The 24,188-nt window shown below is 71.8% G+C and carries 22 protein-coding genes and 1 pseudogene; 15 read left to right on the top strand and 8 right to left on the bottom strand.

Translation table 11 applies throughout. The features are described from left to right. Positions 1-31 precede the first annotated feature (31 nt). The gene (locus ACOOHE_RS14845; protein WP_420454864.1) at positions 32-700 is read left to right on the top strand and encodes a helix-turn-helix domain-containing protein; all 669 of its coding nucleotides are present in this window, start codon (positions 32-34) and stop codon (positions 698-700) included. A 44-nt stretch (positions 701-744) separates the two neighbouring features. Here ACOOHE_RS14845 and ACOOHE_RS14840 read toward each other — a convergent pair whose 3' ends face one another. After that, positions 745-2,181, bottom strand: coding sequence for a redoxin family protein (locus ACOOHE_RS14840; protein ID WP_420454863.1), 1,437 nt, complete (start codon positions 2,179-2,181; stop codon positions 745-747). A gap of 158 nt (positions 2,182-2,339) precedes the next feature. Here ACOOHE_RS14840 and ACOOHE_RS14835 point away from each other — a divergent pair, with 158 nt between their 5' ends. Further along, positions 2,340-4,688 carry a DNA gyrase/topoisomerase IV subunit A gene (locus ACOOHE_RS14835; protein WP_420454862.1) on the top strand — a complete coding sequence of 783 codons (2,349 nt, stop codon included), beginning with the start codon at positions 2,340-2,342 and terminating at the stop codon, positions 4,686-4,688. A gap of 12 nt (positions 4,689-4,700) precedes the next feature. Here the strand turns inward: ACOOHE_RS14835 and ACOOHE_RS14830 are convergent, their stop codons facing one another. From ACOOHE_RS14830 to ACOOHE_RS14820, 3 genes are all read right to left on the bottom strand, one after another. After that, positions 4,701-5,432: a hypothetical protein gene (locus tag ACOOHE_RS14830; RefSeq protein ID WP_420454861.1), complete on the bottom strand. Its 732-nt coding sequence runs from the start codon at positions 5,430-5,432 to the stop codon at positions 4,701-4,703. 195 nt (positions 5,433-5,627) lie between these two features. Further along, complete coding sequence (locus tag ACOOHE_RS14825) at positions 5,628-5,990, bottom strand: nuclear transport factor 2 family protein (RefSeq protein ID WP_420454860.1); 363 nt, start codon at positions 5,988-5,990, stop codon at positions 5,628-5,630. Positions 5,991-6,015: 25 nt separating this feature from the next. Next, positions 6,016-6,483 (bottom strand): sensor histidine kinase, encoded by a 468-nt coding sequence (locus ACOOHE_RS14820; protein ID WP_420454859.1) that lies wholly within the window; start codon positions 6,481-6,483, stop codon positions 6,016-6,018. Between the two features lie 245 nt (positions 6,484-6,728). Here ACOOHE_RS14820 and ACOOHE_RS14815 point away from each other — a divergent pair, with 245 nt between their 5' ends. Further along, positions 6,729-9,077, top strand: a complete 2,349-nt coding sequence (locus ACOOHE_RS14815; protein ID WP_420454858.1) for an amino acid permease — start codon at positions 6,729-6,731, stop codon at positions 9,075-9,077. Here the strand turns inward: ACOOHE_RS14815 and ACOOHE_RS14810 are convergent. Both ACOOHE_RS14810 and ACOOHE_RS14805 read right to left on the bottom strand, forming a co-directional pair. After that, positions 9,074-9,508, bottom strand: a complete 435-nt coding sequence (locus ACOOHE_RS14810; RefSeq protein ID WP_420454857.1) for a YybH family protein — start codon at positions 9,506-9,508, stop codon at positions 9,074-9,076. The genes ACOOHE_RS14815 and ACOOHE_RS14810 overlap by 4 nt on opposite strands. Positions 9,509-9,527: 19 nt before the next feature. Further along, positions 9,528-10,460 (bottom strand): SDR family NAD(P)-dependent oxidoreductase, encoded by a 933-nt coding sequence (locus tag ACOOHE_RS14805; protein WP_420454856.1) that lies wholly within the window; start codon positions 10,458-10,460, stop codon positions 9,528-9,530. A gap of 159 nt (positions 10,461-10,619) precedes the next feature. Between ACOOHE_RS14805 and ACOOHE_RS14800 the strand changes: the two genes are divergently transcribed. The 3 genes from ACOOHE_RS14800 (at position 10,620) to ACOOHE_RS14790 (ending at position 13,338) form a co-directional block, all read left to right on the top strand. After that, on the top strand, positions 10,620-12,557 hold the full coding sequence (locus ACOOHE_RS14800; RefSeq protein ID WP_420454855.1) for a DNA gyrase/topoisomerase IV subunit B: 1,938 nt from the start codon (positions 10,620-10,622) through the stop codon (positions 12,555-12,557). A gap of 149 nt (positions 12,558-12,706) precedes the next feature. Then, positions 12,707-13,147: a DUF6036 family nucleotidyltransferase gene (locus ACOOHE_RS14795; RefSeq protein WP_420454854.1), complete on the top strand. Its 441-nt coding sequence runs from the start codon at positions 12,707-12,709 to the stop codon at positions 13,145-13,147. After that, complete coding sequence (locus ACOOHE_RS14790; RefSeq protein ID WP_420454853.1) at positions 13,144-13,338, top strand: hypothetical protein; 195 nt, start codon at positions 13,144-13,146, stop codon at positions 13,336-13,338. The genes ACOOHE_RS14795 and ACOOHE_RS14790 overlap by 4 nt, the downstream gene beginning before the upstream one ends. 2 nt (positions 13,339-13,340) lie before the next feature. On the opposite strand, the gene ACOOHE_RS14785 is transcribed toward ACOOHE_RS14790, so the two are convergent. Next, positions 13,341-14,213 carry a DUF3667 domain-containing protein gene (locus ACOOHE_RS14785; protein WP_420454852.1) on the bottom strand — a complete coding sequence of 291 codons (873 nt, stop codon included), beginning with the start codon at positions 14,211-14,213 and terminating at the stop codon, positions 13,341-13,343. Positions 14,214-14,333: 120 nt separating this feature from the next. On the opposite strand from ACOOHE_RS14785, the gene ACOOHE_RS14780 reads away from it, so the two are divergent. The 3 genes and pseudogenes from ACOOHE_RS14780 (at position 14,334) to ACOOHE_RS14770 (ending at position 15,847) form a co-directional block, all read left to right on the top strand. Then, positions 14,334-14,849 carry a histidine phosphatase family protein gene (locus ACOOHE_RS14780; RefSeq protein ID WP_420454851.1) on the top strand — a complete coding sequence of 172 codons (516 nt, stop codon included), beginning with the start codon at positions 14,334-14,336 and terminating at the stop codon, positions 14,847-14,849. Between the two features lie 37 nt (positions 14,850-14,886). Continuing rightward, a pseudogene (locus ACOOHE_RS14775) lies at positions 14,887-15,273 on the top strand (Uma2 family endonuclease); the annotation flags it as partial. A gap of 37 nt (positions 15,274-15,310) precedes the next feature. Continuing rightward, positions 15,311-15,847 carry a Uma2 family endonuclease gene (locus ACOOHE_RS14770; RefSeq protein WP_420454850.1) on the top strand — a complete coding sequence of 179 codons (537 nt, stop codon included), beginning with the start codon at positions 15,311-15,313 and terminating at the stop codon, positions 15,845-15,847. Positions 15,848-15,859: 12 nt separating this feature from the next. On the opposite strand, the gene ACOOHE_RS14765 is transcribed toward ACOOHE_RS14770, so the two are convergent. Continuing rightward, on the bottom strand, positions 15,860-16,801 hold the full coding sequence (locus tag ACOOHE_RS14765) for a DUF3667 domain-containing protein (protein WP_420454849.1): 942 nt from the start codon (positions 16,799-16,801) through the stop codon (positions 15,860-15,862). Between the two features lie 195 nt (positions 16,802-16,996). Between ACOOHE_RS14765 and ACOOHE_RS14760 the strand changes: the two genes are divergently transcribed. The 6 genes from ACOOHE_RS14760 (at position 16,997) to ACOOHE_RS14735 (ending at position 24,186) form a co-directional block, all read left to right on the top strand. After that, positions 16,997-17,971, top strand: coding sequence for a hypothetical protein (locus ACOOHE_RS14760; protein WP_420454848.1), 975 nt, complete (start codon positions 16,997-16,999; stop codon positions 17,969-17,971). A gap of 90 nt (positions 17,972-18,061) precedes the next feature. Then, positions 18,062-19,858, top strand: coding sequence for a translation elongation factor 4 (gene lepA / locus ACOOHE_RS14755; protein WP_420454847.1), 1,797 nt, complete (start codon positions 18,062-18,064; stop codon positions 19,856-19,858). A 107-nt stretch (positions 19,859-19,965) separates the two neighbouring features. Then, complete coding sequence (locus tag ACOOHE_RS14750; protein ID WP_420454846.1) at positions 19,966-20,745, top strand: hypothetical protein; 780 nt, start codon at positions 19,966-19,968, stop codon at positions 20,743-20,745. 87 nt (positions 20,746-20,832) lie between these two features. After that, complete coding sequence (gene lepB / locus ACOOHE_RS14745; RefSeq protein WP_420454845.1) at positions 20,833-21,927, top strand: signal peptidase I; 1,095 nt, start codon at positions 20,833-20,835, stop codon at positions 21,925-21,927. A 464-nt stretch (positions 21,928-22,391) separates the two neighbouring features. Beyond that, positions 22,392-23,378, top strand: coding sequence for a signal peptidase I (lepB, locus tag ACOOHE_RS14740; RefSeq protein ID WP_420454844.1), 987 nt, complete (start codon positions 22,392-22,394; stop codon positions 23,376-23,378). A 136-nt stretch (positions 23,379-23,514) separates the two neighbouring features. Next, complete coding sequence (locus ACOOHE_RS14735; RefSeq protein WP_420454843.1) at positions 23,515-24,186, top strand: FkbM family methyltransferase; 672 nt, start codon at positions 23,515-23,517, stop codon at positions 24,184-24,186. The last annotated feature ends 2 nt before the right edge of the window (positions 24,187-24,188 follow it).

Here is a 24,188-nt window from a genome sequence, read left to right as displayed (position 1 = left end):
GTCCCCACGTCCCACGCCCCCCGCGCCACCCATGACCTCCGACGACGTCAAGCGGTTGGCCGCGATGGGGGAGGGCCGGCACCTCGAGTTCAAGAACCGCGTGCCCCGGCCCGACCGGATCGCGCGTGAGGTCATCGCGCTCGCCAACACCGACGGCGGCAAGGTGCTCGTCGGCGTCGACGACGACGGGACGGTGCTCGGCGTCAAAGACGCCGGCGAGGAGTTTTACGCGCTCCAGACGGCCCTCGACGACCGGATCTCGCCCCCGGTCGACCTCGGCTTCGAGCCGGTCCGGATCAGCCGGACGCGCGAGGTCTTGGTCGTCCACGTGCCCGCGTCGGCCGAGCGGCCCCACGTGCTCAAGCCCGACCGCCGGCCGGACGGGACGCGGCCCAAGCAGCGCGCGTTCGTCAGGGTGGCCGACCAGTCGGTCGAGGCGAGCCGCGAGGCCGTGGCGCTCATGCGAGCCGAGGGCCGCGGCGACGCCGTGACCTTCACGTTCGGCGACGCCGAGCGCCGGCTCTTGGAGTACCTCGACCGCCACGAGCGGATCACCGTCCGCGACTACGCCCGGATGACCAAGATGCCGCCGTGGAAGGCGTCGAAGGCGCTCGTGATGCTGGCGCGGGCGGGCATCGTGGCCCTCCACCCCCGCGAGGGCGGCGACGACTACTTCACGGCCGGGCTCAACGGCTCGTAGCGACACCGGACTCGGGAGCCCGGCCCCTGAGACAGCACGTCCGCTCAGCCGTCAAAGTGGGCCGCCAGGGCGGCGGTCAGGTCGTCGCCCCGGGCCCCGTCCCCTTCGGCGATCACGACGCCGTCCGGGCCGACCAGGAGGTAGGCGGGGATGCCAGTGAACTCGAACCGCTCGCGCAGGGCCTCCATCTCGTCGTCGGGCAACAGCGCGTGGCGCCACGGCATCGGGAACCCCTTCACGCGGAAGGCCGCGACGGCGTCGGCCGTGTCGCTCGTGGCGATGCTCAAAATGTCGAAGCCCCGGTCCCGGTACTGCTCGTGGAGCTGGTGGAGGCGGGGGAGCTCCTCGACGCACGGGGCGCACCACGTCCCCCACACGTCGATCAGCACCGTCGAGCCGCGGAGGTCGGCGGCGGTGACGTCCACGGCGGGATCGGCGAGGGAGGGGACGGCGAAGTCGGGGAGCGACTGCCCGGGGCGGACGTGGCGGTCGTCGGCGACGTCTCGGCGGATCCCGTCGGCCTGTCGGGAGTCGGGGAACTCGCGCAGGAGCCGGTCGCGCGCGGCCTGCGCCCCCGCGGCGTCCCCGGTCCAGTCGAGGACGCCGGCGAGCACGCCGGAGGCTTGCACTCGGACGCTGGGGTCGGGGTGCTCGTACGCGAGCGCGCGGAGGTACCCGGCCAGCGAGTCGGGCACCGACGAGCCAACCGGCGCCAGCCACCGGGTCACGTTCACCAAGACGTTGTTGACGCCCGACAGCGACGCGCCCCCGAAGGCCCACAGCCGTGAGTCGGGCGGCACGTCGCGGAGCACCGCCAGCGCGGCGGCCGAGTCGGGCCGGACCTTGTCGAGGCGCCAGAGCGCGTGCGCCGCGCGGACGAGCGGGTCGTCGTCGGCCGCGCTCAGCGCGTCGAACGACGCGGCCCTCGGATCGATGACGGCGTCATACAGGGGACGGGCCAGGGCCCTCAACGAGTCTCGGACCGCGTTCTTCCGGTCGAGCGGCGCCGCTGTGACCGCCGAGTCGATGGCGGCGACGGCCGCGTCCAGCTCCGGCGACGAGACCGGCGTCCGGCGCCAGCGCTCGGCCGCGACGTAGCGCTCCAGCACGGCCGCCACCGCCGGGTCGGACGCCGAAGCCGCGAACCCTTCCAGGACCCCGAGCGGCTCCGCGCCGGCGCTCACGCTCAGACGGAGCTCGACCACGCCGTCGGTCGCGCCGACGGGCAACGGGAGCCAGAGCGACACCTGGTCCGGGTGGACGCCGAGCGCCCCCGGGCCCCCAATCGGAATGCGGAAACGGCCCTCGGCATCGGTCATCGCTTGCGCCACCACCCCTGGCCCGACCTGTCCCGACTCGTACTGGACGAGCGCGCCCGAGTGGGGCTCCCCGTCGGGGTCGACGAGCACGCCCTCGATGGACGACTGGGCGAGGACGGCGGGCGCGAGGGCGACGACGGCCGCGACGAGGGCAACACGCATGGCACGGCACGGAGGGTCCGCCGGGAGTATACGTCGGTGCCAGCCTCCGTCGGCACGGCCAGTTGTGGGACTCGCCGCTGGTCGTTGGGGATGGGGGTGTGACGCACCGTGTCAGCGCCGAACGGTACCTTGCGGACGTCCCCCCAGCGATTGAACGAATGCCCATTGTCGACACGATCCCGCTCCACGAGACGGCCAAGGAGCGGTACCTCACCTACGCGCTCTCCGTCATCACGAGCCGCGCGCTCCCCGACGTCCGCGACGGACTGAAGCCGGTCCAGCGGCGGATCCTGTACGCGATGGCAACGAACCTGCGTCTGACGCCAGATGCGAGGTTCAGAAAGAGCGCGACAATCGTGGGGGAAGTGATGGGCAAATATCATCCGCACGGTGATACTGCTATTTACGACGCGATGGTGCGGATGGCCCAGCGGTGGTCGCTGAGGGCGCCGCTCGTCGACGGCCAGGGCAACTTCGGCTCGCTCGACGGCGACAGCCCGGCGGCGATGCGCTACACCGAGGCCCGGCTCCAGCCGCTCGGCGCCGCGCTCCTCACCGAGATCAAGCAGGACACGGTCGCCTTCCGGCCGACCTACGACGGCCAACTCTTCGAGCCCGTCGTGCTGCCGGCGCCGGTCCCCAACTTCCTCATCAACGGGGCGACCGGGATCGCCGTCGGGATGGCGACGAACGTGCCGCCGCACAACCTCGGCGAGGTCGTCGACGCCTGCCTCGCGCTCATCAAGAGCCCGAACGCGCGGCTGGAGACGCTGCTGGCGTCGGTCCAGGGGCCCGACTTCCCGACGGGCGGGCGGATCTTGAACACGGCCGAGGAGATCGCCAAGATCTACGAGACCGGCGAGGGCGCCGTCGACCTCCGCGGCGAGTACGAGACGGAGGGGAAGGGGACCGTCATCGTCACGTCGATCCCGTACGCGGTCCAGAAAGCCGACCTCATCGAGAAGATTGCCGATCACATCCGGGGTGGGAAGGTGCCCCAGATCGTCGACATCCGTGACGAGTCGACGGAGGACGTCCGGATCGTGCTCGAGCTCAAGCGGGGGTCGAGCGCCGAGGCGGCGATGGCCTACCTCTTCAAGCACACGCCGCTCCAGACGCGGTTCCACGTCAACATGACGGCGCTCGTGCCGACGGCCAACCCGGAGGTGGCCGCGCCCGAGAAGGTCGACCTGCGGACGGCGCTCCGCCACTTCCTCGACTTCCGGCTCGACGTGGTCACGCGGCGGCTGGAGAACGAGCTGCGCGCGCTCGAAAAGCGGATCCACATCCTCAAGGGGTTCGCGATTGTGTTCGACGCGCTCGACGAGGCCATCAAGCTCATCCGGTCGTCGAAGAACAAGGCCGACGCGAACGGCCGCCTGCGCCACCGCTTCCGGCTCGACGAGGACCAGGCCGACGCGGTCTTGGAGATCAAGCTGTACCGGCTGGCGCGGATGGAGATCGACGCCATCCTCAAGGAGCTGGCCGAGAAGGAGGCTCGGGCCGCCGAGATCCGCGCGCTCCTCGAAGACGAGGCCGGGCGGTGGGGGATCGTGCGGAGGGAACTCCGCGACATGAAGAAGCGGTTCGCCGACGAGCGCCGCACCCAGATCGCCGGGCCCGACGCCGTGGTCGAGTACGCGGCCGAGGACTACATCATCAAGGAGGACGTCTACGTCATCGTGACGAAGGACGGCTGGGTCAAGCGCCAGCGCTCGTACACCGACCTCGGCGCGATCCGCGTGCGCGAGGGCGACCGCGTGCTCTACGCCCTCGCGGCCTCGACGCGCGCGACGGTCGGGTTCTTCTCGTCGGCCGGGCGGGCCTACACGATCCGCGTCGACGACCTGCCCCAGACGACGGGCTACGGCGACCCGGTCCAGAAGTACTTCGACTTCGCCGACAAGGAGACGGTCGTCGGCGTGGCCACCTTCGACGCGCGCGTGATGCCGGTCGGCGTGCCCGAGGTCGGCGGCGTCCCGCAGCCCGAGCTGTTCCAGGGCGACGGGGCCCCACCGGCCGACGACGTGACGGTCGGGCCCTACGTGGTGGCCGTGTCGAGCGACGGTCTCGCGGTCCGGCTCGAGACCGAGGCGTTCTTGGACCCGTCGAACAAGAACGGGCGCGTGATGATGCGGCTGGCGAAGGGCCAGCGCGTCGTCAACGCCGAGGTCACGTCGGGCGCCGAGAACGTGTGCCTGGCCTCTCGCCAGGGCCGCGCGCTGATCTTCCCGGTCCCCCAGGTCCCCGTCTTCAAGAGCGCCGCCAAGGGCGTCATCGCGATGCGGCTCTCGGGCGCCGACGACCGCGTGTTGGGGATGGCCGTCTCCGACGCCGCCCGCCGCGGGCTCGAGGTCGAGACGAGCCGGGGGCGGACTGAGATCGTCCGCACGACCAAGTTCGAGGTCTCGAACCGGGGCAACAAGGGCTCGACGATCATCAGCCGGGGCACGCTGTCGGCGGCGACGCCGGACCCGGTCGAGCTCCACCTGCCCGGGCGGGAGTAACCGGAGCGTCTTCTACTCGTCAGGCACCTCCGGTTCGCGCTCGTTGATCTGGACGAGATCGTACAGGTAGTAGCCGTCACCCCCGTTGGTGTCCTCGAAGAACGTTCCGTACAGGATCGGCGTGTACGTGTTTTCGAGACGGCTCTGGTTGAGGACGGCCCGCCCGGTCACGGAGAAGGAACGGGGAGGGCCGAGGTAGTCAAGCCGAAACGCCCGCATCCCCCGGTCGACCGTAAGGATCATGGAGTGTGATCGGCCCTCAACGTAGGCGCCGACGTCCTCGTAACGGTATCCGCCGGGCGCGCCCGCGTCCAGGAGGCTGAGGAGCACTCGCCCGGCTCTCAGGCGGACGGATGCGAAGGGGGAAAAATGGGTGTCTCCGAGGTAGACGCTGTAGCCGGAGCCGTCTGCGTCGAGGTGGGGCTCCCCGCTCCAGAAGGCGTAAAGCGGCTGGTCACGCGAGTGAGTCCGGTCGGCCGTGAAGTAGACGAAGTTGCCGATTAAGTTGTCCGTCTCCCTGTGGCGCAGGGCCTGGCGGTCTCTGTACTCCACGACCTCGAAGAGGCCAGCGATGGGCCGACTCCGGTCCGACGTAACGATCCTGTCGCCCGGGGGAGGTCCCGGGGGGGACGTGTTGGGGCGGTCACCGATTCGGTCGGCCTCGAAGTCGGCGTCGAGCAGCGGGTGGGTGGTGCAGGCGCTCAGCGTGAGGCAGAACACCGAAAGCAAGGCCAGGGATCTCATGGTGTCAGCCAGTTGTTTGGCAGCAGGGTGTTGTGATCATAGGGATTGTGGGGAGAAGGTGCAACCGGGCGCAGGTGGGGAGACGGTTCCGAACTCAGTCGTGGCTCGCGAAGGAGCGCCACCAGCGCGTCGGGGGGCGCGCGTTCCAGGCGTCCGCGAACGCCCCGGGCCGCCTCACCACCGAGGCGAGGCCGGCTACCCGTCCGCCTCGACCTCGTCGCGGTCCAGGTCGGCGCCGACCTCGTTCGAGAAGTGGCGCGTGCAGACGTCGCCGTCGAGCACGAAGGCGTTGACGATCCGGAACGTCCCGCGCTCGCCGGTCACGGCGTACATCGCGAACACGGCATCGTCGGTCGCCCGGTCGTAGACGACCTCGACCTCGGAGATCTCGCCGTGGAAGGCGAAAAAGTCCGAGAACCGCTGGCGGACGGCGTCGCGCCCGTCGGCGGTCCACTCGAACGAGAGGAGCGTGGCGTCGTCGGCGTAGAGAGCGGCGACGGCGTCGAGGTCGGACGAGGCGACGGCCGCGACGTGCTTCTGGAGAAAGTCGGCGGGCATGGGCGGGCGTGAGGGGGAGCCCGGTCTACCCCGCGACGCCGGGCATCGGTCCGGCCGGCTCGCGACTCGGGAATCCCCCGTCCCCCGATACCGCCTCGTCGGACGCGGCCGGCGTAATCGGGAGCGAGACCGTGAACGCGGTCCCGACGCCGGGCTCGCTCTCGACGGTGATCGTCCCGCCCATGAGGTCGACGAGCCGCTTGGAGATCGTCAGGCCGAGCCCGTTCCCCTCGTGCTCGCGGTCGAGCCCTTCGGAGGCCTGGCGGAACTCGTCGAACAGGTGGGGGACGGAGGCCGGCGCGATCCCCCGGCCGGTGTCCGCGACGACGAGCCGGACGCGGCCAGCCCCGCTCTCGGTCCGGACCGAGACGCCGCCGCGGTCGGTGAACTTGACCGCGTTCCCGACCAGGTTGGTCAGGACCCGGTGGAGGGCCGAGCGGTCCACGACGGCCCAGGCCTCGCCCGACACCGAGAGCCCGTGCTGGGCGGCCACGGCGCCCAGGGCCTCGGCCGCGAGCTTCCGGGCGAGCGCCAGCCCGACGCCGCGCGGGGGGACGGTCCGGTTGGCGGGCTCTGGTGGTGGTGAAACGGCGGCCTCGGCTCGTATCCTCGTTGGCTCACGGACGGGTCACGGGAGACGCCGCGGCGTCGGGTGTGATCTTGTCCCGCCTCCGACGCTCCCCACCCGATGTCACCGATGGCCTACGATCCACCCCGCGGCCCGGTCGGGGGAGCGCCATGAGCGAGCAGGGCGGCCTCTTGCGTCAGCTCGGGTTCTGGGACGCGCTGACGATCGGCGTCGGGACCATGATCGGGGCCGGCATCTTCCTGCTGTCGGGCGTGGCGCTGGCGGCGACCGGGCCGGCCGCCATCTTCGCGTACCTCGCGGCCGGGCTGGTCTGCGTGATCACGGCCGCCAGCACGGCCGAGCTGGCGACCGGGATGCCCACGTCCGGGGGCGACTACTACTTCGTGTCGCGCGCGCTCGGTCCCGCGTTCGGGGCCATCTCGGGGATCGGGATCTGGCTGAGCCTGACGTTCGCCATCGCGTTCTACCTGTTCGGGCTCGGCGAGTACCTCGCGATGGTGAGCCCCGTCACGCCGTTCTGGGGCGCGTTCGGCGGCGGCGTCCTGCTGATCGCGCTCAACATCGTCGGGGCGAAGGAGTCCGGCCGGCTCCAGGTGGTCATCGTGCTGGTCCTGTTCGTGATCCTGGGCGGGTTCAGTGGGCTGGCCGCGTTCGACATCGAGGCCGAGAACTTCACCCCGTTCTTCCCCTTCGGGACGGCGCCGATCGCCTCGACCACGGCCCTGGTGTTCGTGTCGTTCCTGGGGTTCGTCAAGATCGCGGCCGTGGCCGAGGAGATCAAGGACCCCGCCCGGAACCTGCCGCGGACGCTGATCGGGTCGGTCGTCGTCGTGACGGCGCTCTACATCCTGATCGTGCTCGTGATCGCGGGGCTCTTCCCGCAGTCGACGATCGGCGAGGTCCGAGACCCCCTGACGGCGGCGGCCCGGTCGCTGATGGGCCCGTTCGGAGCCGGGGTCATCATCTTCGCGGGGCTCCTGGCGACGCTGTCGTCGGCGAACGCGAGCATCTTCGCGGCCTCCCGCATCAACCTGGCGATGGCGCGGGACCGGATGGTCCCGAACTGGCTCGCCGCGATCCACCCCCGGCGGCTGACGCCCTACCGGGCCATCCTGGTCACGGGCGTGCTCACGCTGGGCCTGTTGATGATCGAGAGCCTGGAGACGCTGGCGAAGACGGCGAGCGTGCTCCAGCTCTACAGCTACGCCGCGCTCAACGTCGGGTGCGCGTTCCTGCGCGCGGCCCGGCCCGAGTGGTACCGGCCGTCGTACCGGGTCCCCGGCGCGCCCTGGCTCCAGGTGTTCGCGGCGCTCGCGTGCCTCGGCATCATCGGCTACTCGGGGGCGTTCGCCCAGGCCGCGCTCGTCGGGCTCATCCTGTTCAGCCTGGGGTGGTACGCCGTGTGGGGCCGGAAGCGCGTGGTGATCGAGGACGCCGTGGCGACGTTCCGCGCGCGGTTCGCCGAGGCCGGGTGGCGCGTGTTCACAGCCCCGGCCGTCCGGTACGCCGCCGAGGCCGAGGAGGAGGTCCGGGTGCGCGAGGAGGTCGACACGTCCGACCCCCGTCGCGTGCTGGTGGCGCTCGCCAACCCGGCCCACGGCGCGGACCTCCTGCGCGTCGGGCGCTACGTGGCGACGGGCGCGGACGCGGGCGGCGACGTGCTCGGGCTCCACCTCGTCCAGGTCCCGTTCCAGACGCCGCTGTCGGTGGCGAGGGACCGGTTCGCCCGGGAGCGCCCGGCCATCGAGGAGACGCTGGGGCACCTCGTCGGGAAGGCCCGGCGCGACCCCCGTGCCGGCACGGCGCCGCTGCCGCTCGGCGACACCGAGGTCCGCGCCGTCACCGACGTGGCCCACGACGTGTTCGAGGGGCTCGTCGCCGAGACGACCGCCCATGACGCGGACCTGCTGCTGATGGGCTGGCGCGGCGGGTTCACCGGGCGCCGGAGCGACACGCCGGTCAAGCGCGTGATCATGGACACCCCGGCCGACCTCGCCGTGCTCCGGGACCGCGGCGTCGGCCAGATCACGACGATCCTGGTCCCGTGGGGCGGGGGCGCCCACGCCCACCTCGGCTTGGAGCTGGCCGTCCGGATCGCGCGCGCGACCGGCGCCGCGGTCCACCTCCAGCGGATCGTCCGGACGGACGTGGACACGGCCCAGGCGCGGCTGGCCCTCGTCAAGGACGTGGCCGAGATCGTCGGCGACTACAACCCGGTGCTCTACCACGTCGACCGGGCCGACGGCGTCGTGGAGGGGATCGAGGGCCGGCTCGCGGCCGAGACCTACGACCTCGTCATCATCGGGGCCTCCCACGAGTGGTCGATCCGCACGGCCGTGTTCGGGACCATCCCCGACGTCGTCGCCGACCAGGCGTACTGCTCGGTCCTGATGGTCCGCCGGTTCCGCCCGGAGCGCTGGACGACGCGGGCGGCCGAGCGGTTCAGGCGGATCAAGGAGTCGGTCGGGATGACGACCTCGCCCGAGGAGGCGGCCTAGCGCGAGCGGCCGTCGGCGGCGCGGAGCGTCCCGTCGGTGGCGCGGACGTGGGTCTCGGCGCCGGCCACCACGTCGGTGTTGTGGGCCGAGGCGCACCGCCAGCCGTCGGCGCCGCGGCGCATGACGAACGAGAACACGGTCCGCCGGTCGCCGGGCCGGTCGACGCCGCCGACCGGGCTCTGGCCCGTCAGCCGGAACAGCGCGTGGACGACCGTCACCGTCTCGCTCAACGCCCTCTCCCGCGTCCGAACGACGGTCAGCGCCGAGTCGCGGAAGAGGACGGCCAGCCCGTAGGCGTGCGCCTTCCGGATCGCGGCCCGACCGTGCCACCACAGCCCGACGACGTTGACGAACTCGGCGTCGGGCTCGAACAGGTCGGCGAGCGCGTCGGGGTCACGAGCCTGCCACGCGGCGGCGAAGGCCGTGGGCATCGCGGACGGTCTGTGGAGGCTAGGCATCGGCCAGGAGGGCGAGCGCGTCCCACACGGCCCGGCCCATCTTGGGGTCTCGGGCTTGCGCGGGCGGGTCTTCCTCGTGCGGGCCGCGGAGGGTTCCGCGCGTCACCCAGCACCCCGTCCGTCGTCCGTACTCGGGCGCGGTCGCCAGGACGTACGGGCTGCGGGCGCCGGCCGAGGGCGGCAGGTAGAGGAACGAGGCCAGGCCGGCGACGGCCCCGAGCACGCCGCCGAGCCCCCCGAACACGCCCGTGTTGACGACGCCCGGGTGGCAGGCGTGGGCCGTCACGCCGGTGGGGAGGCGCCGCGCCAGCTCCAGCGTCCACACGGTCGCGACGAGCTTGGACTGGCAGTAGGCCTTGAGCGACGAGTAGCCGCCGCTCGGCCCGCGCAGCACGTCCGCGAGCGCGGCCGGGTCGGATGTGGCGAGGTGGCCGCCGCGCTGAGCCTCGCTCGACACGGTCACCACGCGGGCGCCGCCGTGCTCGCGCGCCGTCGCGTCGAGGAGCGGCCGGAGCGCCTCGGTCAGGACGAACGGGGCGAGGGCGTTGACGGCCATCGTGGTCTCGACCCCGGCGTCGGTCGTCCGGAGCTCGGGCACGAGCAGGCCGGCGTTGTGGACGAGCACGTCGAGCCGCCCGGCCCGCTCGCGGACGCTCTCTGCCAACTCGCGGACCGCGCCCAGATCGGCGAGGTCGGCGCGGAGCGCGTCGTGCGGCCCGCCGACGCCCAGGGCCGCCCGGGCGCTCGCCAGCTTCTCCGCGTTCCGGCCGTGCAAAAGCACGCGCCAGCCGTCGGCCGCCAGCTTTTTCGCCAGCGCCAGCCCGAGGCCGCCGTTCGAGCCGGTGACGAGGGCCGTCCGCCGGTCGGCGAGGTCGGCGTCGGGGCCGTCGGTGGCCGTGGGGGAGAGGCGCGGGTCGGTCGTCACGGGAAAGGCGGGAGGGCGTCGCAAGGACGGCCCAGCGTCCGAACCGTTTCCCATTTGTCCACGAGTCCACTGGCTCACGAGTCGACCGTTCTGCCCGTGCCGCGCGGCTGTCACCGAGCGTCCGTACCATTCGAGACCGACGTCCCCCCAACGTTCAACATGGCAGAAGTTCAGACGTACACCGGCGCCGACATCCAGGTGCTGGAGGGCCTGGAGCCCGTCCGCAAGCGGCCCGGCATGTACATCGGCGGCACCGGCAAGTCCGGCCTCCACCACCTGGTGTGGGAGATCGTCGACAACGCGGTTGACGAGGCCACCAACGGCTACGCGAGCCAGATCGAGGTCGTCCTCCACCGCGACGGCTCGACGGTGACGGTCAGCGACAACGGCCGCGGCATCCCCGTCGACAAGCACCCGACGAAGAAGGTGCCGGCGTTGCAGGTGATCCTGACCACGCTGCACGCCGGCGGCAAGTTCGACGGGTCGAGCTACGTGACGTCGGGCGGGCTCCACGGCGTCGGGTCGAGCGTGGTGAACGCGCTGTCGTCGGAGCTCATCGCCCAGGTCAAGCGCGACGGGGCGCTCTACGAGCAGCGCTACGCCCGGGGCGTCCCGGTGACCAAGCTCAAGAAGCTCCGCTCGAACGTGCGGGGGACCGGCACGACGATCACGTTCACACCGGACCCCGAGATCTTCTCCACGACGGACCTCGACGCGGCCACGATCAAGGAGAACCTGGAGGTCAAGACGTACCTCAACGGGGCCCTGCGGATCGTGTTCAAGGACGAGGCGACCGGCGAGCGCGTCGAGTTCCACCACGAGGGCGGCATCGTCGAGTACCTCGACACGTTGGTGGCCCAGGCCGAGACCCGGCGCGTCCACCCGGACCCGTTCGTCGTCCGCCAGCCCGAGCTGGAGGACGGGATGCGGACCGAGCTGTGCATGGTCTGGACCGAGGCCCCGCGCGAGTCGGTCACGAGCTTCGTCAACGGGATCCCGACGCGCGACGGCGGGACGCACGAGCAGGGGCTCAAGGACGGCGTCACGAAGGCGATCCGGAACTACATCGAGACGCACGACCTGGGCCCGCGCAAGCTCGACATCACGGCCGACGACATCCGCGAGGGGCTGGTGGCCGTCGTCAACCTGTACCACGTCGACCCGCAGTTCCAGGGCCAGACGAAAGAGAAGCTGAACAACCCCGAGGTCCGCTCGGCCGTCTCGGGCGCGTTTCGGACCGAGTTCGAGCAGTACCTCAACGCGCACCCGTCGACGGCCGAGGCCATCGTCGCGCGCGTGATCCAGTCGGCCAAGGCCCGGCAGGCGAGCCGGGCGGCGGCCAACACGGTCCGCCGCAAGAGCGCGGTGAGCCACCGGCTCAACCTGCCGGGCAAGCTCAGCGACTGCGCGTCGACGGACCCGGCCGAGTCCGAGCTGTTCGTGGTCGAGGGCGACTCGGCCGGCGGCAGCGCGAAGCAAGGGCGCGACCGGAAGACCCAGGCCATCTTGCCGCTCCGGGGCAAGGTGCTCAACGCCGAGCAGGCGACGCGCTCGAAGGTGCTCGCCAACAAGGAGCTCTCGAACATCGTCGACGCGCTCGGCTGCGGGATCGGCGAGGACCTCGACGTCTCGAAGCTCCGCTACCACAAGGTGGTCTTGCTGATGGACGCCGACGCCGACGGGCTCCACATCGCGACGCTCCTGCTCACGTTCCTCTACCGGTACATGCGCCCGCTCATCGACGGCGGCTACGTCTACATCGCCCAGCCGCCGCTCTTCCGCGTCGACGCGCTCAAGGAGACGTGGTGGGCGCTCGACGAGGCCGACCGCGACAAGATCGTCCGCCGCATCCAGAAAAAGTCGCCGAGAGCCACCATCGAGGTCCAGCGGTTCAAGGGGCTCGGCGAGATGATGCCGGCCACGCTCCACGAGACGACGCTCGACCCGGCCAAGCGCCGGCTGCTCCAGGTCTCGATCCCGGAGGGCACGCTCTTGGAGACCGAGCGGGCCATCACGGACCTCATGGGCAAGGACGCCGCGCCACGGTTCGACTTCATCATGGCCCACGCCGCCGAGGTCGACGACCTCGATGTCTGAGCCGCCCCGCCCCGACCGCTCCGACTGGCCCGTCCGCGTCTACAAGATGGGCGAGGAGCCGCCGGACTGGGAGTACTGGCTGAGCCGGCCGCCAGGCGAGCGGTCGGCGGCCATCGAGTCGCTGCGCGCGCAACAACACGGCTGGACCCATGGAGCTCTACCCCGACTTCAGAGAGTTTTTCGAGTCGTTCAAGGCCCATGAGGTCCGGTACCTCGTCGTCGGGGGGTACGCACTCGGGTACCACGGCTACGTCCGGTACACCGGCGACATCGACGCCTGGGTCGAGCCGACGGCTGACAACTCCAGCCGAGTCGTCGCGGCGTTTCGGGACTTCGGGTTTGAAAGCCCTGGCCTGACCCCGGATGCCTTCGCGGTGCCCGACGTGATTGTGCAGATCGGCCGCCCCCCACTCCGCATCGACGTGATGACCTCGCCGTCCGGCGTCACGTTCGGCCCTTGCTATACGGATCGGCTCATCGTTGACGTGGACGGGTTTCTCCTCGACGTGATCGGGCTGGAGTGCCTCAAAGTGAACAAGGCGGCGTCGGGCCGTCCCCAGGATCTCGGCGACCTCTCCCGACTGCCATGACCCGTCTCGACCGTCTCGGGCTCACGCTCCTCGCGGGCGGGATCGGGCTGGGCGTCGCCAACCTCGCGATGTGGGCGCTGGGCGTCGGCGTGGGGGCGCGGCTGGCGCCGCTCTCGGGCGTGCTGATGGCAGCCGGACTCGTGCTGCTGGCGGTCGGCGTGATGAAGGAACTCCGGACGCCGGAGGAGTAGCGTCAGCCCGCGTGCGCTTGGGTGGCGCCGACCCAGATCCCGTAGCCGAACGCTATGACCAGGAACAGGCCGAGGTACACCACCAGCCCCAGGATCACCGACAGGACAGAGAGCCCGACCGAGCCCGGGCGTCGGTCGAAAAATGACCGCGCGCCGATCCCGGCGTAGACGAGGTACAGCACCAGACCCGCCGAGCTGAGAGCCGGGCTGCGGAGCCAGACGCTGAGGGGGAGGAACAGCGCCATGCTGGGCAGCACCACGGCCGCCTCGACGTAGGCGCCGAACACCGCGCACTCGGCCATCGAGCGGCCTCGGTCCGCCAGGAGCCAGCGCAGCGCCCCGGCGAACGGCAGGATGATGAAGACGGTGAAGTAGGCCCCGTACGTGAACAGGACCTCGACCGTCGCCTCCATCATGACGAGGGCCTGCTCCATCGCCGGATCGGACGCGGCGTCGGCAGGCATCGAGCCGGCCAGCTGGCGCTCCACCTGCTCGCGCATCATCGCGTGCAATTGCTCGTCGAACAGGCCGTAGACGAGGGCGTAGGCCGCGTAGGCCAGGAAGAGCAGTGTGATCGGGTGCGTGTACGTCTGGCGCTTGCCCTCGACGAACGTCCGGGCGACGGCGCCGGGGTCGCGCACCACGTCGAGCACGGTCCGGGGCAACCCGCGGTCGAGGTTGAGGCGGCGTACGCGGAAATGGTGCCACAGCGACCGGAACGTGAGCTGCTCGGCGACCGACTCGTGCTGCCCGCAGGTGTGGCAGAACGGACCCGCCAGCGGCGTCTCGCACTGGAGGCACCGGGCGGTCTCCGGCACGTCGTCCACGAGCGCGCCGTCGTCGGGCGGGAACAGGGTGGCGGGGGCGGTGGACACAGGGCGCGATCAATGGGCTCGCGAAGATGACCCGCACCGGTGCGGGGTGTCAAGGCCGCGTGCCAACTCGTGACCCGCCTTTCCCGGGCGTGTATCCTGCGCCACACCACCCCGACCGCCATGCGCTGGATCGTGCTCGCCGCCGCGCTCGCCGTCGGCTGCGTCCCGACGGTCCCGCCGCCCTCGTCCGCGACGACGGTCTACCTCGTCCGCCACGCCGAGAAGGCGGCCGGCGACGACCCGCCGCTGACACCGGCCGGCGCCGCCCGTGCCGAGGCCCTGGCCGACGTGCTCGCGGACGCCAGCGTTCGCGCCGTCTACAGCTCCCAGTTCGTCCGGGCGCGCGACACCGTCGCCCCGCTGGCTGAGCGGCTCGGCCTCGACGTGACCGTCCTCCCCATCGTCGGTCCCGACGCCGACGCGACGCTGCGGGCGCAGGCGCGGCAGGTCGCGGCCGAGAACCGGGGCGCGGCTGCCGTCGTCGCCGGCCACAGCAACACGGTCCCGACGATGATCGCCGAGCTCACCGGCGAGCCGATGGCCGACCTCGACGAGTCGGAGTACGGCGACCTGTTCGTCGTCACAGTCGGCGCCGACGGCACGGCACGGCTGGAGCGGCGGCGGTTCGGCGACTGACGCCGGGCTCCCTACCTTGGCCTCCACCGCTGGACCGATGACCGCTGCCAAGCCGCCCCGGATGACGGTCGAGGAATACCTCGCCTTCGACGCCGCCGCACCGGAGGGCGAGCGGTACGAGTACTGGGACGGCGTCGTCGTTCTCGTCCACGGCTACGACGAAACGGGGACCGTAGCCATGGCCGGCGCGAGCCCAAACCACAACCAGATCACGGCCAACCTCGCGGCGATCCTCCACGGGCCGATGACGGACCGAGGGTGCCGGGGTGGGGTCGGTCGCCAGCGCGTCCGCACCGACGCCGGTCGCTACGGCTACCCCGACCTCGTGTTCGTCTGCGGCGACCCGACGTACACCGACGACAACCCGCCGGTGCTTCTCAACCCGACGCTCCTGGTCGAGGTCGTCTTGCCCTCGACCGTGGGCCGCGCCCGAGGGCGAGCGCTACGAGTACTGGGATGGCGTGGTCGTCCCCGTCCACGGCTACGACGAGACGGGGACGGTGGTAATGGCCGGCACGAGCCCGGCGCACAACCAGATCGTGGGCAACCTCGCGGCGGCGCTCCACGAGCCGATGTCCCGTGGGGGGTGCCGGGGTGGGGTCGGTCGCCAGCGCGTGCGGATGGAGGAGGACCGCTACGGCTACCCCGACCTCGTCTTCGTGTGCGACGAGCCGGTCTACACCGACGACACCCCCGAAGGGGACGGCGAAGCCAACCCACCGGTGCTCCTCAACCCGACGCTCCTGATCGAGGTCGTCTCGCCCTCGACGGTCGGGCGCGACCGGGGCGCCAAGCTGCGGGCCTACGCCGGGATCACGAGTCTCGTCGAGTATTGGATCGTGGAGACGGAGGAGCCGGCCATCTCGCGCGTGATCCGCCAGCCCGAGGGCGGTGCGCTCCGGTTCGTGTCGGGCCTCGACGCCGTGCTCGCGAGCCCTGCGCTCGACCTGGAGATCGCGCTCGCGGACGTGTACCGGCTCGTCGAGTTCGACGGCTGAGGTGGGCGGCGTCTACAGGCCATGCGCCGCCCGGACGGTCTCGGCGATCTCCCGGACCTCCGGCATCACCCGCCACGCCGAGACCACGCCGGCCAGCCCCATCACCCCGCCCGCGTACAGGACGTAGGTCGCCACGAACGAGAGGCCGGCGAGACCCGCCGTGCCCCACGAACGGCCGTAGAACCCGAGCGCCGTCCAGACGGCGATGACGCCGAACAGGAGCCCCGTGAGCCCGGTGTAGATCCACATGCCGTTCGGGAGCCACAGCGTCACCAGCGCCAGCGGGACGGCGAGCAGGTAGTAGTGGCCCGTCCCGTAGAGCGTGGCGACGGCCGTCTCGGCATAGGTGGTCCGTGCCCCGAAGAACAGGCGGAAGAAGGCCGCCATCAGGAGCGCCGCCGCGAACGCGAAGATGGCGTTGAGCTGCCGCATCGTCTCCATCATGGACTCCATGAGGATCGGGAGGGCCTGTTCCATGGTCTCGTCGAGCACGGCCTGCTGTTCGGGGCTCCTCTCGGGGTCGCCGGCGGAGGCGAGTGCGATGCCCAGGTCCATCGACTCGGCGAGTCCGCCGTAGTCGCCGTCGGCGCCCCCCATGACGAGGGGTAGGAACAGGAGCGAGACGGCGGCGCCCAAGAACACGTAGCTCAGCGGGTTCACGTAGGGGCGTCGGCAGCCCTCGACGTAGCGCCGCGCCAGCGTGCCCGGACCCCGGCACAGGCCGACGAACGTCCCCAACAGCCCGCGCTCCAGCTTCAGGAACCGCTCGGAGAACTCGCGTACCAACCGGCGGATCGTGATGCGCCCCTCCAGAAAGTGCTGGCCGCAGGCGTGGCAGTACGCGCCAACCTGCGCCGCCCCGCACGCCGGGCACGCCGCCGCCCCGTCGCCCGTCGGGACGGGCTCGGCGAGCGAGAGGGAGGGGTCCGAAAGCAGCGGCGGTTCGGTCGGCATCGGGGCGTTCGGCAGGACGGAGCGGCGCGTGGCCGGAAGATGAGCCCCCGTGAGCGCCGCGGCAAGCCCGCCTGTGCCGCCCGGGCTCCGGGGTGCCGGGGGAGTGGCCCGGACGGCGCCGGGCCGAGGGCACGGGGCTTGACCTTTCTGAGGAACGCCGACGCCACCAGCTTCGGCCGCATCGTCCTCGTGCCCATGCGCGCCGTCCTCTGGTTCCTCCTCGCGGCGACGGCCGTCGCCCAGCCGGTGCCGGTTCGGTCGCCGGGAAGCTGGCGGATTGAGGTTGCCACGCCGCTCACGGGCGCCGGCGCCGACGACCCCGGCGTCCGCGTCGAGCGCCGCGTGGCGGGGCCCGTGTGGGGCGGGGCCGGGCGGACCGAGCGGGGCGAGATCACGGTGTTCGCGGCCTACGAGCGGACGGACCCCGTCGTCCGGGCTCGGCTGGTGGCCGGGGCCACGACGGCGGGCCACTCGGCCGTCGGCGGGCCGTTCGCGCCCCTGCTCGGGGTCGGGGTCGACGTCCCGCTCGTCGGGCCCCTCGGCGCGCGGCTGGCGGCCGAGCGGACGTTCGGCGCCCGGGGCCCGGACGTGGCCGTCGTCCGCGCCGGCCTCCGGCTCGCGCTCGACCGCGTGCTCCCCGCTGGGGCGGCGGACCGGCTGTTCCCCGACGGCGCCCGGTCGGCCACGGCCCACGTCCAGGTCACGACCGGCGTCGGCCTCGCGGGCGGGGTGCGGACGACGCCGAGCGGCTTGGGCACCAAAACGGCCTACGCCATCGCCGAGGCCCTCGTCGAGCGGACGGACGGGGCCGCGCTGGGGTGGGGCGTGGGGGCGGCGGCCGGCACCGGGTTCGTACTCGGGGACCAGAGCCCGCCGTGCCACGACTTCGGCTGCTCGTCGAGCGGTGGCGAGTGGGTGTCGGCGGGCCCGTTCGTGTCGCTCTCGGGGCGCGAGGCGCGGGCCTCGCTGTGGGTCCGGGGCGGCCCGACGGTGGTCGTCGCCCGCGACCGCGGCGACCGCGACCTCACGCTCGGGCTCCAGGCTGGGGCCGGGCTCGACGTGTTCCCCGTGCGGACGGTCGGCCTGGGCGTCGGCGTGGCCGGGACGGCGAGCCCGGTGGTGTCGTCGCTCGGTGTCCGCGTCGGCCTCCGCGTGCGGGTGCCTCGGTAGCCCCGCGTTCCCGGGGATTTCGGGGGGCGACGGCACGGGCGGCGCTACTTTCACCGTTGCCCGAAACCGACCCCGACCGACCGCCCCTCCGTGGACCAGAGCCGCATCCGCAACTTCTGCATCATCGCCCACATCGACCACGGCAAGTCGACGCTGGCGGACCGGCTCCTGGAGGCCACCGGCACGCTCACGAGCCGCGAGATGCAGGCCCAGGTCCTGGACTCGATGGACCTAGAGCGCGAGCGCGGCATCACCATCAAGAGCCACGCGATCCGGATGCCGTACACGGCCGCCGACGGCGAGAAGTACGTGCTCGACCTGATCGACACGCCGGGCCACGTCGACTTTACGTATGAAGTCTCCCGAGCCCTGAATGCGTGCGAGGGCGCCATCCTGGTCGTCGACGCGGCCCAGGGGATCGAGGCCCAGACGATCTCGAACCTCTACATGGCGATTGGCCAGGACCTGGAGATCATCCCGGTCTTGAACAAGGTGGACTTGCCGAGCGCCCAGCCCGAGCTCGTTGCCCAGTCGATCACCGACTTGATCGGCGGCGACCCCGACGACGTGCTCCACGTGAGCGCCAAGACAGGCCAGGGCGTCGACGCGGTCCTGGAGCGGATCGTCGAGCGCGTGCCGGCGCCGACCGGCGACCCCGACGCGCCGTTGCAGGCGCTCATCTTCGACTCGACGTTCGACACGTACCGGGGCTCCATCGTCTACGTCCGCGTCAAGGAGGGGACGCTGCGCCGTGGCGACGCCATCGAGTTCATGGCGACCGGCGCCCGGTACCACGCCGAGGAGATCGGCCACCTCAAGCTCAAGATGGCGCCGGTCGACGCGCTCGGCCCCGGCGAGGTCGGCTACATCATCGGCTCGGTCAAGGACGTGGCCGACACGCGCGTGGGCGACACCGTGACGCACCAGCGGAACGGGGCGACCGAGCAGCTCCCTGGCTACCGCGACGTCAAGCCGATGGTGTTCTCGGGCATCTACCCGACCGACTCCGGCGACTTCGAGGACCTCAGGACGGCGCTCGAAAAGCTCCAGCTCAACGACGCCGCCCTGACCTATGAGCCGGAGACGTCAGCCGCGCTCGGGTTCGGGTTCCGCGTCGGCTTCCTGGGGATGCTCCACATGGAAGTCGTTCAGGAGCGGTTGGACCGCGAGTTCGGGCTCGACATCGTGACCACGATGCCGAACGTCCGCTACACCGTCGAGCTGGCGGACCAGAGCGAGGTCGAGGTCGAGAACCCGTCCGACATGCCGGACCCGGGCTCGATCTCCGAGATCCGCGAGCCCTACGTCAAGGCCGAGATCATCACGCCGGTCGAGTACGTCGGCACGCTGATGGGGCTGTGCCAGGAGCGGCGCGGGACCTACATCACCCAGGAGTACCTCACGACCGACCGCGTCAACCTGAAGTACGAGCTGCCCCTCGCCGAGATCGTGTTCGACTTCTACGACAAGCTCAAGTCGGTCAGCCGCGGCTACGCCTCGTTCGACTACGACTTTATCGACGAGCGGACGTCGAAGCTGGTCAAGCTCGACGTGATGCTCAACGGCGACACCGTCGACGCTCTGAGCACCATCGTCCACCGCGAGAAGGCGTACGACATGGGCAAGCGGCTCTCGCAGAAGCTGAGGGAACTCATCCCGCGCCAGCTGTTCGACGTGGCCATCCAGGCGGCCATCGGCAACAAGGTCATCGCGCGCGAGACCGTCAAGGCCCTCCGCAAGGACGTCACGGCCAAGTGCTACGGCGGCGACATCAGCCGCAAGCGGAAGCTCTTGGAGAAGCAGAAGGAGGGGAAAAAGCGGATGAAGCAGGTCGGCGCGGTCGAGGTGCCCCAGGAGGCGTTCTTGGCCGTCCTCTCGATGGACTGATGGGGGAACGGGGAACGGGGAATGGGGAACGGGCAGAGGCCCGACCGGGGCGCCGAGCGCTGCGCTGGGCGCTCGTCTGCCTGCTCGTTCCCCTTTCCTCGTTCCTCGTGCCCGCGCCGCAGGCGCAGAACGTGGTCGAGGTGCTCCAGCGCCAGCGCCGCGACGCCCGGCTGGCCGAGGTGATGGCCGAGCAGGGCCCGCGCCTCGAACCCCGGCCCGTCGTCGAGGCCGGCGAGGTCGACCGGTGGACGCGGGCGTTCCGGGCCGTCGAGGCCGCGCGCCAGGCCGCCCGCGACAGCCTGGTCGCCGCCGAGAACGCCAGGGCCGACAGCGTCATCCGGCTGGCCCAGCTGGCGACGCTGCGCTGGCGGAAGGTCGAGCCCGACGCCCAGGGCAGCTTCCTCGAGCAGTACCGCGAGACCTACTGGCAGGCGGCGGCCCCCGACCGGAACCTCTTGGTGGACACGTCGCGGACGGCGCTCTTGCGGGGCCGGCTCCAGGCCGCCTTCGGCCGGCCGACGCGCAACGGCGACGCCCTGCGCCGCCACGGGTACGGCGGCTCGGAGTTCGTCCAGTTCGAGTACTGGTTCGTCGTCAACGACTCGATCCCGGTCCTGGCCCTCGACATCGACGGGCCGTTCGGGAACGGGCTGATGGTGGCCAGCGACGAGCGCTACACGTCGCTGCTCCCGCCCATCCGCGCCGACCTCTCGGCCCGGCTCGAGGCCGCCGGCCGGCCCGACCCCTGGCTCGACTATTACCACTCGTTCGAGCGTCGGCAGTGGTACCGGACCGGGTTCAACGGGGCCGACCACTTCGTCGTCGAGGTCCGCCCGCCGCGGTGGAGCGGCCGGTCGGACACGGACCGCTGGATCATCCACCGCTGACGGCCCGCTGCGGAGGCCGCCGCCGGGGCCGCCGCGCGCACCCCGCGCGCCCGGGCCCCGTAGCTTCCCGGCCCTCCCCCCGACCCCGTGCCGACGACCTCCTCCGCCCGCCCGTCTCGCAGCGCCCGTCGGGGCGACGGCCCCGCCCGCCCGACGTTCCGCGAGAACGTCTGGTACTGGGTCAAGGCCATCGTCGCCATCCTGATCCTGCGGGCGTTCATCGCCGAGCCGTACCGGATCCCGTCCGAGTCGATGGAGGACACGCTGCTCGTCGGCGACTTCCTGATCGTCTCGAAGCTCCACTGGGGCCCACGGACGCCGGCCACCCTCGGCATCCCGGTGACGGGGCTCTACCTGCCCGGCCTCGAAGTCCCCCAAGTCCGCCTGCCCGGCTTTACCGAGCCCGAGCGCGGCGACGTCGTCGTGTTCAACTACCCGGCGTCCCAAGACGTCGAGCGGGGCGTGATCCCGGCGTCGGTCCCCATCGAGCGGCGGTCGCCCTACATCAAGCGGATCACGGCCGTGCCCGGCGACACGTTCGCGGTCCTCGACAAGGTGCTCCACGTCAACGGCCAGCCGGTCCCGCTCGGGCCGACCCTGAAGCAGCGCTGGCGCGCCGTCGGCACGGGCGACGCGCGGCCCAACGCCCGCCAGCTCGAAGAGATGGGGATCGAGCTGCTCCCCGGCGCGGATCGGGTCGAGGACGGGGCGCGCGTGTTCGAGGTGTTCGCGACGCCGCCCGAGGTCGAGGCGCTCGCCGCGCTCCCGCTCGTCGCCCGCGTCGAGCCGTTCGTGCTCGACGAGCGCTACGTCGACGGGACGTTCGGCGCCAACCCGGACCACGTCCCGCCGCGCGTGGTCCCGGCCGCCGGCCTGACGGTCCCACTCACGGAGGCGGCGCTGGCGGTCTACGGCGAGGCCATCACGCGCCACGAGGGCCACCGGCTCGAGCGCGCGCCCGGCGGCGGGGTCGTCCTCGACGGCGCCCCGGCCACGTCGTTCACGTTCACGCAGGACTACTACATGGCGATGGGCGACGCCCGCGACAACTCGGTCGACAGCCGGTACTGGGGCTTCGTGCCGCACTCGCACCTGGTTGGGAAGGCCGTGTTCACGTTCTTGTCGTTCAAGGGCGAGTTCCCGTTCGTCCGCCCGACGCGGTTCTTCCGGCCGATCCCGTAGCCGTGCCCGACCCCGAGCCCGCTGGCGCCGGCGGCCCGCCCGACGATCTGGCGGGGGCCTCGCGGACGGCCTCCCCCCTCCCTGAGGGTGGGGCCGCTACGTCCTCCGATGCGGGAGGGACGCCTCATGCCCGGTCCGTCGTCCCCGCGGAGGCGGGGGCTCAGAGTGGCGACCCCGGCGCCCCGCCCGTCCTGGATCCCCGCCTCCGCGGGGACGACTCGTCGGGGGGAACGGAGGCGGGCGAGAACGCAAGAGCCCTGCTCTCTGGGGACGAGGGGCTGGGCCCGCCCCGGACTCGAACGGGAGGTGAGAGCGGTGGAGCCGTAGGTCTCTCCGCCTCCCCTGTCCCCTCCTATCCACAGCCTGCCCCGGACCCGATCCGGGGAGGGGGACTCGTCGGGAACGCGCCGCGCGCGTCGGGTGAGACTGAGACGACGGGCGGCGCCGAGCCGTTGGAGCCGTCCATGGCCGATCCCGTTGCCGTCGCGCCGGCGCCCGCTGGGCGGACGAGCGCCGCCGCGCTCGCCGGCTGGGTCCGCGTGATCGGCGGGGCGATCCTGTTCGCGCTCGCGCTCCGGGTCCTCGCCTTCGAGGCGTACCGGATCCCGTCGACGTCGATGGAGGACACGCTGCTCGTCGGCGACTTCGTGCTGCTGTCGAAGGCCCACTACGGCCCGCGCATTGCCGGCCACCGCCTGCCGGGGTTCGACGACCCCGACCGCGGCGACGTGGCCGTGTTCAACTACCCGCCCGACCTCCACCCGGACGTCGGCCGGCGGACGCCCTACATCAAGCGGATCGTCGGGCTGCCGGGCGACACGCTCGCGATCCGGGGCAAGACGGTCTACGTCGGCGCCGAGGCCGTGGCGTCGCCCCAAGCCGGCCGGCGGCTGTGGGCCTTGGACGGGCGCCTGCCGACGGAGGAGGTGCTCGACTCGCTCGGGCTCTCCGGCCGGGTCCAGCGGGCCGGGCCCGGCGCCTGGGTGGCCTCGGCCACACGCGCCGAGGCCGACGCGCTGTCTCTCGAAGAGGGCGTCGAGTCGCTCCGGCCGTACCTCCGCCCGCCCGGCGACGGCAGCGCCGCGTTCCCCGCCGCCGCCCGCTACAGCCTCGACGACTACGGCCCGGTCGTCGTCCCCGCCGCCGGCCGGACCGTCCGCCTGGACGACGCCTCGTGGCCCGTCGTCCGGTCGGTGATCGAGCGGTTCGAGGGCCGCACCGTCGAGCGGACGGCGGCAGGGTTCCTGGTCGACGGGCGCCCGGCCGAGACGGTCACGTTCGCCCAGGACTACTACTTCGTGCTCGGCGACAGCCGCGACGACTCGGCCGACAGCCGGACGTGGGGGTTCGTCCCGTTCGACCACGTCATCGGGAAGGCCTTGGGCGTCTACTTCTCATGGGACGAGGACGCCCGCTCGGTCCGGTGGGGGAGGGTCGGGAAAGGCGTTTGACTGTATCGTTGGTGAGCAGGCCCTGAACTCAGTGGTTTCCGTCCGTTCTGCCTTCCCCAACATGAAAGCGTCCGCCGCCCGCCTCCTGTTCCCCTTCGGAAGCACGCGATGGGTGGTGAGGGGGCCAGCCAGGGGGATGCGGTTCGTCGTCGAGCCGGGGATCGGGGCGACCTATGCGCTTGGATCGGACCTGGCGGCGCCCCGGCACTTCGCGGAGCGGGTCCGGCCCGGGATGACGGTTTACGATGTCGGGGCGAACAAAGGGCAGATGGCGCTGCTCTTCGCTGCGCTCGTCGGGCAGGGGGGCCGGGTCGTCGCGTTCGAGCCGGCGCCGGTCGAGTTCAGGAGCCTCCGGCGGAACGTCGAGATGAATGGGCTCTCCCACGTCCGTCTCGTCAACGCAGCGGCGGCCGACGCTAGTGGGGAGCTCTCGTTTGTCTACGTGCCCGACCGGCCGACGCAGGGCAAGCTGCTCAACGTCGAGCCGACCTACGTCCACGAGAACGCGGACACGCTGGTCGTGCGAGCGACCCGCCTCGACGATCTGTTCGACGAGGAGCCACCGCCGGACGTGATGAAGATCGATGTGGAGGGGGCTGGGGCGTCGGTGCTCAAGGGAGCCGCACGCCTCCTCGACGACGCTCGCCCGCAGGTCTACATAGAACTCCACGGTCCTGAGGAGCAGGCCGGCGTCCAGGACGAGCTCCTCGGGCGCGGATACACCGCGCGGACGTTGGGAGGCGATCCCGTGACCGACCCGACCGACGGGTGGCACGGCTCGCTCTGGTGCACGCCGCCCCGGGGCTGAGC

The sequence above is a fragment of the Rubrivirga sp. genome (genome assembly GCF_965213695.1).
In the GTDB taxonomy this organism is placed as follows: Bacteria; Bacteroidota; Rhodothermia; order Rhodothermales; family Rubricoccaceae; genus Rubrivirga.
The sequence above is the reverse complement of the archived record's forward strand: the minus strand, read 5'-3'. Positions and strand labels throughout refer to the sequence as shown.